14 protein-coding genes are annotated in these 15510 nt (G+C 40.3%); 2 read left to right on the top strand and 12 right to left on the bottom strand.

All coding sequences use genetic code 11. The features are described from left to right. Nucleotides 1-51: 51 nt before the first annotated feature. From asnS to ADH81_RS06770, 3 genes are all read right to left on the bottom strand, one after another. Nucleotides 52-1395, bottom strand: a complete 1344-nt coding sequence (asnS, locus tag ADH81_RS06780) for an asparagine--tRNA ligase (protein ID WP_414716810.1) — start codon at nt 1393-1395, stop codon at nt 52-54. Between the two features lie 150 nt (nt 1396-1545). Further along, nucleotides 1546-2724: a pyridoxal phosphate-dependent aminotransferase gene (locus ADH81_RS06775; RefSeq protein ID WP_049527514.1), complete on the bottom strand. Its 1179-nt coding sequence runs from the start codon at nt 2722-2724 to the stop codon at nt 1546-1548. Continuing rightward, nucleotides 2721-3209: a DUF5590 domain-containing protein gene (locus tag ADH81_RS06770; protein ID WP_049527511.1), complete on the bottom strand. Its 489-nt coding sequence runs from the start codon at nt 3207-3209 to the stop codon at nt 2721-2723. The genes ADH81_RS06775 and ADH81_RS06770 overlap by 4 nt, the downstream gene beginning before the upstream one ends. A 261-nt stretch (nt 3210-3470) precedes the next feature. Here ADH81_RS06770 and ADH81_RS06765 point away from each other — a divergent pair, with 261 nt between their 5' ends. After that, entirely contained in the window at nt 3471-4019 is a 549-nt protein-coding gene (locus tag ADH81_RS06765; RefSeq protein ID WP_049527508.1) for an NADPH-dependent FMN reductase, read from the top strand. Nucleotides 4020-4068: 49 nt separating this feature from the next. Here the strand turns inward: ADH81_RS06765 and ADH81_RS06760 are convergent, their stop codons facing one another. Further along, nucleotides 4069-5259 carry an O-antigen ligase family protein gene (locus tag ADH81_RS06760; RefSeq protein ID WP_049527505.1) on the bottom strand — a complete coding sequence of 397 codons (1191 nt, stop codon included), beginning with the start codon at nt 5257-5259 and terminating at the stop codon, nt 4069-4071. Between the two features lie 210 nt (nt 5260-5469). On the opposite strand from ADH81_RS06760, the gene birA reads away from it, so the two are divergent. Continuing rightward, a complete protein-coding gene (gene birA / locus ADH81_RS06755; protein ID WP_049527503.1) occupies nt 5470-6405 on the top strand; it encodes a bifunctional biotin--[acetyl-CoA-carboxylase] ligase/biotin operon repressor BirA in 936 nt (311 codons plus the stop codon). A gap of 54 nt (nt 6406-6459) precedes the next feature. Here the strand turns inward: birA and ADH81_RS06750 are convergent, their stop codons facing one another. From ADH81_RS06750 to ADH81_RS06715, 8 genes are all read right to left on the bottom strand, one after another. Next, the gene (locus tag ADH81_RS06750; protein WP_049527500.1) at nt 6460-7650 is read right to left on the bottom strand and encodes an acetate kinase; all 1191 of its coding nucleotides are present in this window, start codon (nt 7648-7650) and stop codon (nt 6460-6462) included. Between the two features lie 49 nt (nt 7651-7699). Then, on the bottom strand, nt 7700-8653 hold the full coding sequence (locus tag ADH81_RS06745; protein WP_049527497.1) for a class I SAM-dependent methyltransferase: 954 nt from the start codon (nt 8651-8653) through the stop codon (nt 7700-7702). A 103-nt stretch (nt 8654-8756) separates the two neighbouring features. Next, entirely contained in the window at nt 8757-9896 is a 1140-nt protein-coding gene (locus tag ADH81_RS06740) for an N-acetylmuramoyl-L-alanine amidase family protein (RefSeq protein WP_049527494.1), read from the bottom strand. Nucleotides 9897-10014: 118 nt separating this feature from the next. Then, nucleotides 10015-11622, bottom strand: a complete 1608-nt coding sequence (locus ADH81_RS06735) for a CTP synthase (RefSeq protein WP_049527492.1) — start codon at nt 11620-11622, stop codon at nt 10015-10017. A gap of 321 nt (nt 11623-11943) precedes the next feature. After that, entirely contained in the window at nt 11944-12519 is a 576-nt protein-coding gene (gene rpoE / locus ADH81_RS06730; RefSeq protein WP_000418422.1) for a DNA-directed RNA polymerase subunit delta, read from the bottom strand. 533 nt (nt 12520-13052) lie between these two features. Further along, complete coding sequence (locus tag ADH81_RS06725) at nt 13053-14198, bottom strand: FtsX-like permease family protein (RefSeq protein WP_049527489.1); 1146 nt, start codon at nt 14196-14198, stop codon at nt 13053-13055. A 3-nt stretch (nt 14199-14201) separates the two neighbouring features. Next, a complete protein-coding gene (locus ADH81_RS06720; protein ID WP_049527486.1) occupies nt 14202-14882 on the bottom strand; it encodes an ABC transporter ATP-binding protein in 681 nt (226 codons plus the stop codon). After that, entirely contained in the window at nt 14879-15454 is a 576-nt protein-coding gene (locus tag ADH81_RS06715) for a TetR/AcrR family transcriptional regulator (protein WP_049527482.1), read from the bottom strand. Before ADH81_RS06715 ends, ADH81_RS06720 begins: the two co-directional genes overlap by 4 nt. Between the last annotated feature and the right edge of the window lie 56 nt (nt 15455-15510).

Here is a 15510-nt window from a genome sequence, read left to right as displayed (position 1 = left end):
CTCCACCTCTTTCATTTAAAGTAAAAACGCCAGATGGCGTTTTTATAGTTATTAAGGTTTGATACGGTGCAACATACGTGGGAATGGAATGGCTTCACGGATGTGTTTTGTACCTGCTGCAAAGGTTACCATACGCTCGATACCGATACCAAATCCACCGTGTGGAACTGTACCGTATTTACGAAGGTCAAGGTAGAATTCATATTCTGTACGATCCATACCGAGTGATTCCATCTTCGCTACAAGCGCATCGTAGTTTTCCTCACGCATTGAACCACCAATGATTTCTCCGTAACCTTCTGGTGCAAGCAAGTCTGCACAAAGCACGCGCTCTGGATTTCCAGGAACTGGTTTCATGTAGAAGGCCTTAATGGCTGCTGGGTAGTTCATGACAAAGGTTGGTACACCAAAGTGGTTTGAAATCCAAGTTTCGTGTGGTGAACCAAAGTCATCTCCATGTTCAAGATGTTCGTAGTCAGCGTCTTCATCATTTTCATGCTCTTGCAAGAGATCAATCGCTTGATCGTAAGTGATGCGTTTGAATGGCTCTGCAATGTAGCGTTTCAAAAGCTCTGTATCACGTTCCAATGTTTCTAACGCTTGAGGTGCACGGTCAAGAACACCTTGAAGAAGAGCTTTGACATAAGCCTCTTGCAAGTCAAGTGATTCATCGTGGGTCAAGTATGAATACTCTGCATCCATCATCCAGAACTCAGTCAAGTGACGACGAGTTTTTGATTTTTCAGCACGGAATACTGGACCAAAGTCAAAGACGCGACCAAGGGCCATAGCACCTGCTTCCAGATAAAGCTGACCAGATTGGCTCAAGTAGGCTGGTGTTCCAAAGTAGTCTGTTTCGAAAAGTTCTGTAGAATCTTCTGCAGCATTTCCTGAAAGAATTGGGCTATCAAACTTCATGAAGCCATTTTTATCAAAGAACTCATAAGTTGCATAGATAATCGCATTACGGATTTGCATCACAGCAACTTGCTTACGAGAACGAAGCCACAAGTGACGGTTGTCCATCAAGAAGTCTGTTCCGTGTTCTTTTGGAGTGATTGGGTAATCTTGAGATTCACCGATAACTTCGATGTCTGTAATATCCAACTCGTAACCAAATTTAGAACGCTCGTCTTCTTTGACAATCCCTGTCACGAAAACAGAAGTTTCTTGACTTAGGCGTTTGATGGTGTCAAATTTTTCAAGACCTACTTCTTCTCCAAATTTTTCGATAAAGTTAGGTTTGAAAGCAACTCCTTGGAAAAAGGCAGTTCCGTCACGCAATTGCAAGAAGGCAATTTTCCCTTTTCCTGACTTGTTAGCAACCCAAGCACCGATAGTCACTTCTTGACCAACGTAGTCTTTTACTTCGATAATTGTTACACGTTTTGTCATCATTTATCTTCCTTTATTCGTTTAACTTGTCCAAAGACATTATTACTCATTATTGTACCACAAATAATGCCTGATAGCTAGCTAGTTTGACAGAAATTCCTAAGTTTTTAAAAATAAAAACCTCCGTTATTAAGACGAAGGTTAAGCTTCTTATTTTTCCATAAATTGGTGCAAACGACGAATGGCTTCTTTAAGAGTTTCCAAGTCTGTCGCATAGCTGAGACGGACATTTTCTGGTGCTCCAAATCCAGCACCTGTTATCAAGGCTAGCCCCACCTCTTCAAGGATGGCCGTTGTAAATGCTGTTACATCGGTAAAACCTTTCATCTCCATGGCTTTTTTAACATTTGGGAAGAGATAGAAGGCTCCTTGCGGTTTTACCACTTCAAAACCTGGAACTTCACACAAGAGTGGATAGATGGTATTCAAACGCTCTTCAAAGGCTTGGCGCATGATTTCTACAGAATCTTGAGGTCCAGTTAGCGCCTCGATGGTTGCGTATTGAGACACTGCTGTCAGATTTGAAGTTGTTTGACCTGTCAATTTGCTCATGGCAGCAATGATTTCTGGATCACCTACTGCATAACCAACACGCCAACCAGTCATGGCATAGGCTTTTGAAACCCCATTAATAACAATGGTTTGCTTGCGAATAGCTTCTGACAGACTTGACATTGGGACGAACTCATTCCCGTTATAGACCAAACGACCATAAATATCGTCTGCAAGAATGAGAATATCATGTTCAACTGCCCAGTTTCCGATGGCCAAGAGTTCCTCACGAGAATAGATCATACCGGTAGGATTAGATGGTGAGTTAAGAACCAAGACCTTGGTCTTATCTGTACGAGCTGCTTCTAATTGCTCAACAGTCACTTTAAAGTGATTGTCTTCTTTGGCTTGGACAAAGACTGGAACACCTTCGGCCATCTTAACCTGGTCTCCATAGCTAACCCAGTAAGGTGTTGGAATAATGACCTCATCACCAGGATTAATCACAGCCATAAAGAAAGTATAAAGGGAGAACTTGGCACCAGTAGCAAAAGTGACTTCATTAGCCGCTACAGAATAACCATAATAGCGTTCAAAATAGGTATCGACCGCTGCTTTCAATTCAGGCAAACCTGAAGCTACCGTATAGAAAGACGCGCGACCATCTCGAATGGCTGCAACAGCAGCATCTTGAATATTTTCAGGAGTATGAAAATCGGGCTGACCTAAAGTTAAGAAAAGAACATCTTTTCCTTCAGCCTTTAATTTCTTTGCTCTTGCATCACTAGCCAGAGTGACACTTTCTTCCATTTCTAAGACACGTTTAGATAATTTCATAGTTTCTCCTTTTCGATTAGGGCACCAGATTCAAAATCCACTAGATAGTAGTCTCCACCAGACTTGATTTCCCAGACAGGCTTATCAGCATACCGTCCAAAGGTAATCGCGTCAATATCAGTTGCTCCTTTTTCTCTGACAACTGCTTCTGCTTTTTCTTGTGAAGTGCCACTTTCTAGTTGATACACATAGATTTTTTGACTATTTTTCTCAATTAAAACAGCTACTGGCTTTTGATTCTTGTCTTGGCCAAGGACACTATAATAGCTCTCTAAACCATTGAAGAAATCAACCTGACTGACCGTTTCTAGATTCGCATACTGCTTGGCAAGTTTTTCCCCTTCTACCTTCGCTGTCTGATAAGGCTTCATGCTAAGCCACACCAAATAGAGAAAGGAAGAAGTCACAACTAGTGCCAGCAGGGTCATACCAATACCGTACTGAAATAATAAGGAATTTTTTTCTTTTTTCTGTCTCATTTTCACTCGTCTATTTTACCATCTATCCAAGTGAATTACAAGTGAGTAAAAGAGGAGGATTTGTCTCGGAACTTCTCTTATGACAGGAATATATGACGCTTGAATCATTGATTTCACAGACTTTTCATAATCTCTACTCCTAAAAATAATCTTGACTATCATCGATTTTTATTTTCTGGGCAAATTTCTTGCAAATGATTTTGTTTTGTTGTAACATTGTTTATAACAACAGAGAAAGCTCTGATTAAAATATAAAGGATACTCCCTATGTCTAAAAAAGTATTATTTATCGTTGGTTCACTTCGTGAAGGTTCTTTCAACCACCAAATGGCGGTAGAAACCGAAAAAGCTCTTGCAGGAAAAGCTGAGATTAGCTACCTTGACTACTCAGCAATTCCACTTTTTAACCAGGAACTTGAAGTTCCAACTCTTCCAGCTGTAGCAGCAGCTCGTGAAGCTGTTCTGACTGCTGATGCTATCTGGATTTTCTCTCCAGTCTACAACTTCTCAATTCCTGGAACAGTGAAAAACTTACTTGACTGGCTTTCACGTGCTCTTGACTTATCTGAAACTCGTGGTTCATCTGCCCTTCAAGATAAAATCGTTACTGTGTCTTCAGTAGCAAATGCAGGTCATGAACAACTCTTTGCAATCTACAAAGACCTCTTGCCATTCATCCGTACACAAGTTGTAGGTGAATTCACTGCAGCTCGTATCAATGATTCTGCTTGGGTAGATGGTAAACTAGTCCTTGAAGACAGTGTTGCTACTTCACTAAAACAACAAGCTGAAGACTTGGTTCAAGCTATTCAATAATTGAATTGAAAAAAGATAGTAGAAAATGTTAGTTTCTACTATCTTTTTCTTAATCAACTAATTCATCAATCATACTATGTTTTAGTGGTAAACTACACATCACTAACAGGAAAATAAAAGATGATTGAATCCAAAAGAGAGCCAAATCAAAAATTCCGTGCACAGCTACTACTGTCAAGAAAGAGAGGTAAAGTCCAAGAATAGGACGCTTACTAGGTACTTGACTCATATCAATCAACATTCGTACCGGAGTGGCAGAAGCAATCCCCAAGAGAACGGTACCGACAACTCCATAACTCAAAATCGTATCTATATAGATACTGTGGGCATGTTCATGATAAGGTGCTCCAATACGAGGGAAAGAGTGCATGTAGGTTAGCGGTCCTTCACCCCAGAATGGATTTTGCTTAAACAAGGCCATTCCAGCATTCCAGATAGAAACACGTTCTTCCATAGATGAATCTAAGGTTCCCATTCGAACACCTAAATCACTCGAAAATAGAAAGGCTAAACCAACCCCAAAAACTCCTATACTAAGCCAGAAAGCACGCCAGTTCTTAATGGTCGTGAAGAGGTAAATGATGGCTCCAAAGATGATGGCTGGAAAAGCTGTACGATTCTGCGTAAAGTTTAAACCGAATAAATTAGCAAAGATGGCAATCATAGAAAAGATTCGTAACCACCTTAACTTAGTTGTGCTAATCAGATAAAAACCAATCATGATACAGAAACAACAGATAATTCCATAGTAATTAGGGTTAAAGAAGGCAACCTCCGCTCGGTTTTGATGCCAAACCTGCATCCGTGGTGAGAGGAAGGTATAATCAAATTTCTTTACAATTTGGAAATGTTCCAAGGCTGCAAAGACTGCTGCCAAGACACTCGAGGCTAAAACTCCTTCAATCGTCAACCTAAAAAATTTAGGAGTCAATTGAGATTGATAATAGTAAAAGAAAATGGCAAACAGAAACATGGCCACCGAAGAAACTACTCCCATCACATTTTGTGCTAGAAGAGAAATTGCAGTGCTATAAGCAATAAAAAAGAGCAAGACAGGGTGTTGAGACAAACGTTTCAAGATTCCCTTCATCTCCCCGGTATATACTAACCAAAGTAAGTAAGAGATAAAAATAATAACAAAAAGATAAAAAGGGAGAAAAATACTCAGAATAACTCCTAAAAGAAGTCCTTCTTGTTTCGATAAACTTTTTAACTTTTCAATGACACCTATTGATTTCACAACAGATCCTTTCCTTCTGAATATCACATTCAGATAAATAAGTTATTAAAACATTTTACCATTTTTCAAGAGATTTGAAAACCTCTTTGCCTCTATACTCCTAACTAAAACTGGGTAAAATTTTATAGTTAGCTAAGATTACTTGAAAATCGCTATCCCTTTTTTAAAAATATGGTACAATAAATCTAATTATTCCAGAAAGGGGCTAGCATGAAATCCTACCAAGAAGTCTATAAAATACTAGCTACTGAAACTGATTATCTAAGCGGAGAAAAAATAGCTGAGAGATTAAACCTATCTCGAACTTCCGTATGGAAGGCGATCCAACGTCTCCAACAAGAGGGGCTGGAGATTGACAGTATCAAAAATCGTGGGTATAAACTTCTGGACGGAGACCTTATCTTGCCACAGGAAATCGAAGCGGATAGTCCCATTACTGTCCAGTTTAAACCCTCAACAAAATCTACCCAAACCGATGCTAAAGAGGCTATGGAAGCTGGTGCTAAAGGGGATAAACTCTACCTTTCCACTAGCCAGACTATGGGACGCGGTCGTTTTCAACGTCCTTATTACTCACCTGATAAGGGGGGAATTTACATGTCCCTTCACCTACAACCCAATCTCCCTTACCAGAAACTTCCCGCCTATACACTTCTAACAGCTGGGGCTATCTACAAGGCTATCAAGAATCTTAGTTTGATTGATGTGGATATCAAGTGGGTCAATGATATTTATCTGAACCATAAAAAAATTGCTGGTATTCTAACAGAAGCCATTACCTCTGTCGAAACTGGACTCGTTACAGATGTTATCATTGGGGTCGGGATCAACTTTTCTATCGCTGAATTTCCCAAGAATCTACAAACTAAAGCTGGAAGCTTATTTTCTCAAAATACTCCCATTACTCGCAATGAATTGATTGCTGAAATCTGGAAATGTTTCTACGAAACAGAAGCCGATGAACTCCTCTATCTCTATAAAAAGCACTCTATCGTTTTAGGAAAAGAAGTCTCCTTTAAGCAAGATCACCAAACTATCTCAGGAAAAGCCTGTGACATCTCTGACCAAGGACAACTACAGATAGAATTAGCCACTGGTGAAAAAATTTGGCTCAATAGTGGTGAAGTTTCACTGACTAAATGGTAGTTCTACTAGATCAAAAAAATCGACCTTTATCATTGAAGGTCGATTTTCTGATTATTATTTTTTCAAACGTTCAACGTCACGTGCAATGACCAATTCCTCGTCCGTTGGAATTACCAGTACACGTACACTTGCTGCATCTGTCGAAATATCTCCAGTCGCACCAAATACATTTTTCTCTGGATCTACATCGCAACCAAACCAAGAAATCCCTGAAATGACATCTTTACGTACATGAACAGAATTTTCACCGATACCCGCTGTGAAAATAATAGCATCTGCTCCATTTAGGACTGCAAGGTATTGACCAATATGTTTTTGGATACGGTCAACATACATTTCATAAGCCAAAGTGGCATCGTGATCTCCTGCCTCCATGGCAGCAATTACATCACGCATATCACTAGACTTACCAGAAACACCCATCAATCCTGACTCACGATTGAGAATACGACTGATGTCCTCAGGCTTGTTAAAGTCCTCTGTATATTGCATTATATAAGGAATGATGGCTGGGTCAATATCCCCTGTACGAGTTCCCATCATTACACCACCAAGTGGAGTGAATCCCATTGAGGTATCAACAGATTTCCCACCCTTAACAGCTGTAATAGAAGCACCATTACCGATGTGACAGGTGATTAACTTCAACTCTTCAAGTGGACGCTCCAAAAACTTGGCTGCTTCTTGAGCAACGTACTGGTGGCTTGTACCGTGAGCTCCATATTTACGAACCTTGTTTTCTGTGTAATATTTTGTTGGTAGAGGGTAGCGATAAGCTTTCTCTGGCATACTTGTATGGAAGGAAGTATCAAAAACAACGACACTCGTGATATCTGGCAACAATTCTTTGAATGCACGAATACCTGCAGCGTTTGCAGGGTTGTGCAATGGAGCAAGAAGACCTAACTCTTCAACTTTTTCAATTACATCACCTTCCACGACTGTTGACTCTTTGAAGTACTCTCCACCTGCAACGACACGGTGTCCAACACCAGTAATTTCATCATAAGATTTAATAATATCAAAACGAATCAAGTCATCAAGCAAAATCTTAACTGCCAAAGTATGGTTGTCAATGTCAAGGACTTGTTGTTCTGAACGACCATCGAACTTAACTGTAGAAATAGAATCTTTCAATCCAATTCGCTCAATCAACCCTTTTGCAAGCACTTTTTCTTCTGGCATTTGGTAAAGTTGCCATTTCAAGCTAGAGCTTCCAGCGTTAATTGCAATGGTTTTTGTCATAATGTTTCCCCTTTTTTAAGCGTTTTCAACTATTATATCAAAATTTATACTAGATTTCATGTTCTTGACACCAATTTTGAAAATTTTCCTTAAATTCCAACAAAATTTCAGGATCCCGAAGGCTAGTAAGTGGATAAACAAAGGGCTCTGTCCCTTCTCCCACCTTCTTTTGCAAAACAAAAATGGTCTTAGACTGGGCTCCTAGAGCGAATAGATCCTCTGGTAAAGCTAGGATAGCGACTAGTTGAGCTTGATCAGTCAGCCAGGATTTCAAGAGATCACTCTGAGGACTCGTCAAAAGATCTGTTGGAGCAAGGAAAATAGCATAGCCTCCCGTCTTCAGATACTTGAGAGATTGCTCCATTAATAGATGATGAGCGTAAGTATGTTCATCCTTTGCTGCCACTTGGTAACGTGAAGCAATCTGATCGTCTGGGTAGTAGCCAATTGGGAGGTCGCTCACAATAATATCACTTTCTTTTAATACTTGTGGACGTACTGCATCTCCTTGGACAAAGCCCATTTGAAGATCCATAACTTCTGCCATGCTTGCAGCCAAATCGATTAAGAGGTCATCTAGTTCAATCCCAAGGTAATCTACCTTTTTGTTCATGGACGTTAAGAAGCTAGCACCCAGAATTCCCATCCCAGACCCCAACTCTAATAAACTTAGATTCTCAGCAGGCCACAGTTGCTCCATCAAAAAAATTATCAAGTGACCAATGGCATCTGGTGTAAACTGGTGATTTGCTTGGAGAGGTTCTGTTTGCGCTGCCTTCATTAACAAGAATTGGTAGGTTCGTAACCACTCCTCTTTTCGAAGAGCCAGTCGTTTTAATGCTTGATTATTTTTCTTGACATCTTCCAGATTTGTCTGACCATCCAGATAGATCCCATTTTGCTCAATCAAGGCATCGTAAAAATTTGTCGTCAAATCATTTTGAATGATTTGGACATTTTCTAGTAAATAGGTATATGCTTGTTCAATTTTTTCAAAATCCATACCCTTATCTTACCAAAAATAATGTCCTTTTTCCAGATTTTCATAATTGTGAAAATGAAAAAAAGAAAATCTACCTCCTCAGTAGACTTTCTCTGTTTAACATTTATTTCCAAGCGCCACTGGCATCTACATAATAGCCATCTGGCGTGCGTGTATTGCTAAGCATATTACCAGATGAAGCCAGATAGTACCACTTACCATTATCTTTGATCCAGCCTGTTGCCATTGCACCTGAATCTTTTAGATAATACCAAGAGCCCTTATCTTTGATCCAGCCTGTTGCCATGGAACCTGAATCTTTTAGATAATACCAAGTACCACCATCTTTAAGCCAGCCTGTCGCCATTGAACCTGAGTCTTTTAGGTAATACCAAGAGCCGTTATCATATAGCCAATCAGCTGAAATCATCGCTCCTGATGATTTAAAGGCATACCAGCTACCACCTTGATGAAGCCATGTTTGATTAAACATAACCCCTTTATCATCCATAAAATACCAGCTTCCCTGATCCTTGATCCAAGCATCTTTAACTAGTTGGCCTTGTTTTTGATAGTACCAGGTTTCACCGTGATTATTTTTTAGATTTAGCCAGCTTTCTGATTTTATAATTGGATAAAGTTCTCTGAAGACTCCTCCATCATCATATTTATGACTGATAGCACCTGGTTTTACAAGTTTAATACTACCATATTCCTCTGCCCAAGCATAGACTTTTTGACCATTGACAGTTTCTGGTAAGGTAGCTGTGTAGGTCTTAGTTTGATAGTCCCATTTAGTATCAAGGTAGGTGTATTGATCATTTGATTCGTCAATACGGAAGTAACCACTCTTTCCACCGTCATGATATACATCATCAACCACTTTAGTGGACCAGGTCTTTACTTCATTTCCGCTCTTGGCCTCTACCTTGATATCTCCTCTATAGCCATATGGAACATAGAAATTCAGATAACGTCCTTCTTCACCAATATTGGATCTATCCACTTCTTGAGCTAGGAAATTGACAGTCTGGTCTTGACCATCTAAAGTAACTTTCCACTCGATTTTCTCAGTTGTTGGCAAATCCAAAGCTTTGATATCTATGTCATGACCATTGTTAAATCGAAGAATTTTGCCATCTTGATATTGAACACCCCCCTTAATACGCCATACCTCTTGTAGCTCGAACGCCTTTCCTGAATGAGGAAAAGCTAGTAAAGCTAAACCTGCTAAAGACAAACTAAATAGTGTGATTTTTTTCATGAGATTTCCTCCTGTTTTTATCCATGTTAATTATATCACTATGTTATTTTTTTGCAAGAGATATCCTAAATGTATATAGGAAAAACCTCTGAGATGACTCTCAAAGGTTTAATCATGACTATTTACTATTTTCAACCGCTGCTGTTACAAAAGCAGTGTAAAGTTCTTCTGGGCGGTTTGGACGACTTGAAAGCTCTGGGTGGTACTGACAAGCCACAAAGAATTTATTTTCTGGAATTTCCACAATTTCTACCAAGCGGTTGTCTGGTGAAACGCCTGAAAAGACAAAACCTGCTCCTTCAAACTGTTCACGGAAAGCATTGTTAAATTCATAACGGTGACGGTGACGGCGTTGCACCACCTCTTTGTTGTGATAAGCTGCCGCTGCCTTAGAACCACGTTTTAGCTTAGAAGGATAAAGTCCCAAACGAAGGGTCCCACCCATGTCCTCAACATCAATCTGATCACGCATGATATCGATGATAGGGTATTTGGTATCAGGATTTAGCTCTGCTGAATTAGCTCCTTCAAGACCTAAGACATTACGGGCAAACTCGATACAGGTCAACTGCATACCCAAGCAGACTCCTAGCATTGGTACATCATTTTCACGCGCATAGCGAATCGCTTCAATTTTTCCTTCTGTTCCACGTTGACCAAAACCACCCGGCACGATGATTCCGTCAGCGTCAGATAGGAGTTCTGCCACATTGTCAGCTGTCACATCGTTAGCATTGACCCAATCAATCTTGACTTCTGCATCATTGGCATAACCAGAGTGTTTCAAAGCTTCAACAACTGAGATGTAGGCATCTTGCAACTCAACATACTTACCAACAAGAGCAATCTTGACTTGTTTTTTGAGGTTCATGACCTTGTCAACCATAGCTGACCACTCTGTCATATCCGCTGCAGGTGCATCTATTTTCAAATGGTCACAGACGATTTGATCCATGCCTTGTGCCTGCAGATTAAGTGGGATTTGGTAAAGATGATCGACATCCAAGGACTCGATAACTGATTCTGGTGCCACATCACAGAACTGGGCTAGTTTATTTTTAATTCCTTGTCCAGCTGGCTTTTCAGTACGGATGACCAACATATTAGGCTGGATTCCCAAACCACGCAATTCTTTGACAGAGTGTTGAGTTGGTTTTGTCTTCATTTCACCAGCTGCCTTGAGGTAAGGAAGCAATGTCGTATGGATATACATGACATTATCTGCACCCACATCTGCCTTCATCTGACGAAGAGCTTCTAAGAATGGAAGGGACTCGATATCGCCGACTGTTCCACCAACCTCTGTAATAATGACATCAGAGTCTGTTGTAAGAGCAGCACGCTTGATTTTTTCTTTCAAGGCATCTGTAATATGAGGAATAACTTGGACAGTTGCTCCAAGATACTCTCCACGGCGTTCCTTACGAAGAACTTCGCTGTAGATTTTACCAGTTGTCACGTTTGAGTATTTATTAAGGTTAATATCAATAAAACGCTCATAGTGACCCAAGTCCAAATCTGTCTCAGCCCCATCATCTGTTACAAATACTTCTCCGTGCTGGTAAGGACTCATGGTTCCTGGGTCGATATTGATATAAGGATCAAATTTTTGAATGGTCACCTTCAAACCACGATTTTTCAACAGTCGTCCTAGACTCGCTGCAACGATCCCTTTCCCAATAGACGATACCACACCACCAGTGACAAAAATATATTTCGTAGACATAGATTCCTCTTTCTAAAATGCTCAAGGTCTTGTTCACTAACAGGGGATTGAGAAAACAAGACCTTCATCAATAACTACACCCCAAGAAGAAAAGCTTCCTGGAAAAAACAAAAATAGCTCCCTAAGAACTAGGGAGCTCCGACCTCTAAAAGAGGTGCCCGAACAATATATTACCTCAAAATGAAGCATTTGTCAAATAGAACAAATCGTTGACTTGGCATTCCATTTTGCATAACTCATTCAAACTAAAAAGTAAAAAGAGGCTGGATCTAGGAAATCGAGACTTGATAGACCGATTCCAGCTCCAACTCCTTTTTATTTTTATTCTTCCTCTTCTTCAGAGTCTTCGTCGTCCTCTTCATTAAGATCGACTTCTTCATCTAGATCATCTGGGGCGATTTCATTGATTTCAGCATCGTAGGCTTCCACTTCATTCTTCTCATCATCTGGATTTTCATCATCATAAGAAAGAGCTGGATCTTCTTCGTATGCATCCTCATCTTCTGGATCATCTGCACTGTAATCAATAGCATCTGCATCACCATCCATGAAGGCGTTGACACGTTTTTTCTTAGCCTTAGGTGCTACTTCTTCATCATCACTTTCTTCAAGAGCAATGATTTCCTCATCGATTTCATCAACTCCATACCATGAACGAAGACCCCATTTGTTATCTCCAAGTGAGATAAAGCTACCGTCAAAGTTCAACTCTGTATAGAACAAAGGCAAAGCTTCACGAATATCGCTATTAGAGGTACCGAGATAGTTTTGGATTTCATTAACTAAATCACTAAAATGCATTTCGTGATCACGACCACGGAGTTCCAAGATGGCACGAGCCACCTCAATCATAGATAGTTCACTTTTTTCTTGCCCAGCAAATACTTCTAATTCCAAAGCGTTTCTCCTCATTTTTTACTACTAACGCCAGAGTGGATAAACTCTGATCTCATTTTATCATGTACTCTTTATTGTACGATAATTTTGCCTAATAGTCAAAGGTTTAGGAGAAATAAATGTGAAATATTTCAGCTAATTAATACTCAATGAAAATCAAAGAGCAAACTAGAAAGCTAGCCACAGGCTGCTCAAAACACTGTTTTGAGGTTGCAGATGGACGCTGACGTGGTTTGAAGAGATTTTCGAAGAGTATAAAAGACCTGGGAGATACACTCACAGGTCTTTTGATTTATTTATGACTCAAAGATGCAGCTCCAATGTCAACCACAAACTGCAAGAGGATTCCTACCTAGATAAAGGATCATTTGTTGCGCCAGATTAAGTAAAAGACCCCTTTAAGGTCCTGCCAGTAGTTCCGTTTCATAATGTCTCACTTCCATTCTATCATTCCCCTAGAATAGCGGAAAAGCCTCTCTCTGTCAATCATTTACCACAAAGAAAAAAGGCTGGGAAAACCAGCCATTTTCACACTATTCTGCTAAGAGCACTTCTTTGATGGTTTGTTTTTGGAGTTTTCTGTTGGATAGATAAAAGAGGCTTTCATAAACCACAGCAAAACCGATCAAAGTCCAGAAGCAAACATTCCAATCAAAGTTATGCTCAATCTTTTCAGGAACCGTATCTTTGATTATACCAATCAAGATTTCCATGATACCGTATTGATAAGCCGTCCCTAAAACAAATCCTAGATAAGCCCAAAAACGATAGGGAGCGAGAATATGCCCTTGGCATTCACGATCTGTGTAGCCAAATGCCTTCATAAGAGCCAAGGTTTCGCGACTTTCTGAGACCACAATCCCCAATGACAAAAAGAGAATCGAGAAAGAAAGGATCAAGCCAATCATGATCATCATGGTTTGGATGATGTCATCTGTGTAGTCCCTTAGGCCAAAGGACAATTGAACCATGGCCGCAAAACACATAGAACCAAAGACTACAAAAAACAGGATCGATTTTCTTCCCCAAATCAGTGACGAAGACAGCTCTTTTAGGAAGGATTTTTCTTTCTTAGGAGCACTTTTTTTCCTTTTGTCCTTAATCGGTGTTGGGGATTTTTTCAATAGGCGAAGGGCCGGCGTTTGTAGTTGTCTTCTAGCATAGCCAATCGCAAGAACCATAAAGAAAGTCGTTGGCAGTATCACTAAAGCGACCAAGAGCTGCCAATGAAAATGAATGGTGATTTCTGGCAAGATCCCCTTCTCATTACGAAAGTCATAAAAATGCCCCATCATAAGAAAAGAAGCGAAATAGCCAAGAAGTGCCCCAATTCCAAAACTGAGTCCAAAAGCCCAAAATCGTTTAGCCAACTGGACATTGCTATAACCCAAAGCCTTTAAAATTCCTAATTGTTCCTTGTGGTCATCGACAAATTGTTTGATATAAAAACACATGAGAAGGATCGATGTTAAGGACAAGACAACCCCACTGACCATTGCCACCATCCAGGAAAGCGAAACCTGGGCATCATAGTAGGTCTGAATCATCGGATTGGTTTTAGAAATCTCCAACTGCTCGATATCCAAGTAAAAATTCAAGAAGAGATTGGCCACAAATACCGCACAAGCCCCAATGATACTGACGACAACTAATTTTCGAATATCTTTTACTGAAAACATGGCTTACCATCCAATCTCATAAGCAGTCTGTGGCTGATCATTGGTCACAACTTCGGTAATTTTGCCACTATTGACACGAATGATGGTTCTGGCCATATCCGCAATATTTTGGTTGTGTGTCACCATAATCAAGGTAAAGCCCAGCTTTTCCTTCAATTTCCAGATATAGTCGAGAATCTTGCGCCCTGTTTCTTCATCCAGAGCTCCCGTCGGCTCATCTAAGAAGAGAATCTCTGGCTTTTTGGCCAAGGCCCGAGCAATGGAGACTCTCTGCTGTTCCCCACCAGACAATTCACTCGGATATTTGTCCAGCTTATCGCCAAGTCCCAAATCCTCGATGATCTGCAAAAAATCATGATTGTTTGCCAGGTCAGCTCCCATCTTAACATTCTGTCTGACTGTCAGATTAGGTAATAAATAATACTGTTGGAAAATAAAGGCAATCTTCTCACGTCTAAAGGCTGTCAATTGAGCATCCGCGAGTTGTGATAAATCTTGCCCTTGAATGAGGATATGCCCCTCATCTACCTTTTCTAAGCCTGATAACACGTTTAAGAGAGTTGATTTTCCCGATCCAGAAGGGCCGAGGATAACCACATTATCCTGGTCTTGAATCTGCAAGTCAATCCCTTTTAAAACCTTGGTTTGGCCGTAGCCTTTGTGAACATTTTCTAGTTGAATCATTTCTTTCCTACCATTTCTTTGATGAGAGATTGACAAACTTCTGTCAATAAACCAATCACTTCTTCCATGCTGAACTGATAAATACCAGAAGCAACCATAGAGGCCATGCCGTGCGAGTAGATAAATAGATGCTGGTACAGGCGACTAGCCTCCTCTAACGTCAAAAGATAGTCTGCGACAATCGAATCCAGAACCAATTGGTAACTATGATCCTTCATGGGAAGAAAATCTTGAAAGCGACGAATCGGATCTTTGCTAGGATTTTGGAAAAGCAATTGAAAAAGTTGGGGCTCTTTTGAGGCAAAAAGGATATAAGCAACCCCGACAGATCGAAAAGGCTTCTCATCTTCTAAAGCCTTGCGTATATACTCCACCACGACCATTTCCGCAGCAATAATAACCTCTGCTTGTAACTCAGACATATTAGCAAATTGCCCAAAAATGACTCTTGGTGTGGCGCCCAGTTTCTCTGCTAATGCTCTAGCCGTCAAACTAGACATTCCCTCTTCTCTAACCAAATGTAAAGCTGTCCCAATCATAGTCTCTTTACTAAATTTAACCTTTGGTGGCATAATACTCCTTTAATGCAACATTTGTTGCGCAACACTTGTTGCCTAAAAGAATACCA

The sequence above is a fragment of the Streptococcus pseudopneumoniae genome (genome assembly GCF_001072925.1).
Classification (GTDB): Bacteria; Bacillota; Bacilli; order Lactobacillales; family Streptococcaceae; genus Streptococcus; species Streptococcus pseudopneumoniae_Q.
The sequence above is the reverse complement of the archived record's forward strand: the minus strand, read 5'-3'. Positions and strand labels throughout refer to the sequence as shown.

Bases quoted from the DNA above. Each gene is read 5' to 3' on its own strand.
- asnS (WP_414716810.1), bottom strand. From the start codon at position 1,395: ATGACAAAACGTGTAACAATTATCGAAGTAAAAGACTACGTTGGTCAA.
- ADH81_RS06775 (WP_049527514.1), bottom strand. From the start codon at position 2,724: ATGAAATTATCTAAACGTGTCTTAGAAATGGAAGAAAGTGTCACTCTG.
- ADH81_RS06765 (WP_049527508.1), top strand. From the start codon at position 3,471: ATGTCTAAAAAAGTATTATTTATCGTTGGTTCACTTCGTGAAGGTTCT.
- birA (WP_049527503.1), top strand. From the start codon at position 5,470: ATGAAATCCTACCAAGAAGTCTATAAAATACTAGCTACTGAAACTGAT.
- ADH81_RS06750 (WP_049527500.1), bottom strand. From the start codon at position 7,650: ATGACAAAAACCATTGCAATTAACGCTGGAAGCTCTAGCTTGAAATGG.
- ADH81_RS06745 (WP_049527497.1), bottom strand. From the start codon at position 8,653: ATGGATTTTGAAAAAATTGAACAAGCATATACCTATTTACTAGAAAAT.
- ADH81_RS06740 (WP_049527494.1), bottom strand. From the start codon at position 9,896: ATGAAAAAAATCACACTATTTAGTTTGTCTTTAGCAGGTTTAGCTTTA.
- ADH81_RS06735 (WP_049527492.1), bottom strand. From the start codon at position 11,622: ATGTCTACGAAATATATTTTTGTCACTGGTGGTGTGGTATCGTCTATT.
- ADH81_RS06725 (WP_049527489.1), bottom strand. From the start codon at position 14,198: ATGTTTTCAGTAAAAGATATTCGAAAATTAGTTGTCGTCAGTATCATT.
- ADH81_RS06720 (WP_049527486.1), bottom strand. From the start codon at position 14,882: ATGATTCAACTAGAAAATGTTCACAAAGGCTACGGCCAAACCAAGGTT.
- ADH81_RS06715 (WP_049527482.1), bottom strand. From the start codon at position 15,454: ATGCCACCAAAGGTTAAATTTAGTAAAGAGACTATGATTGGGACAGCT.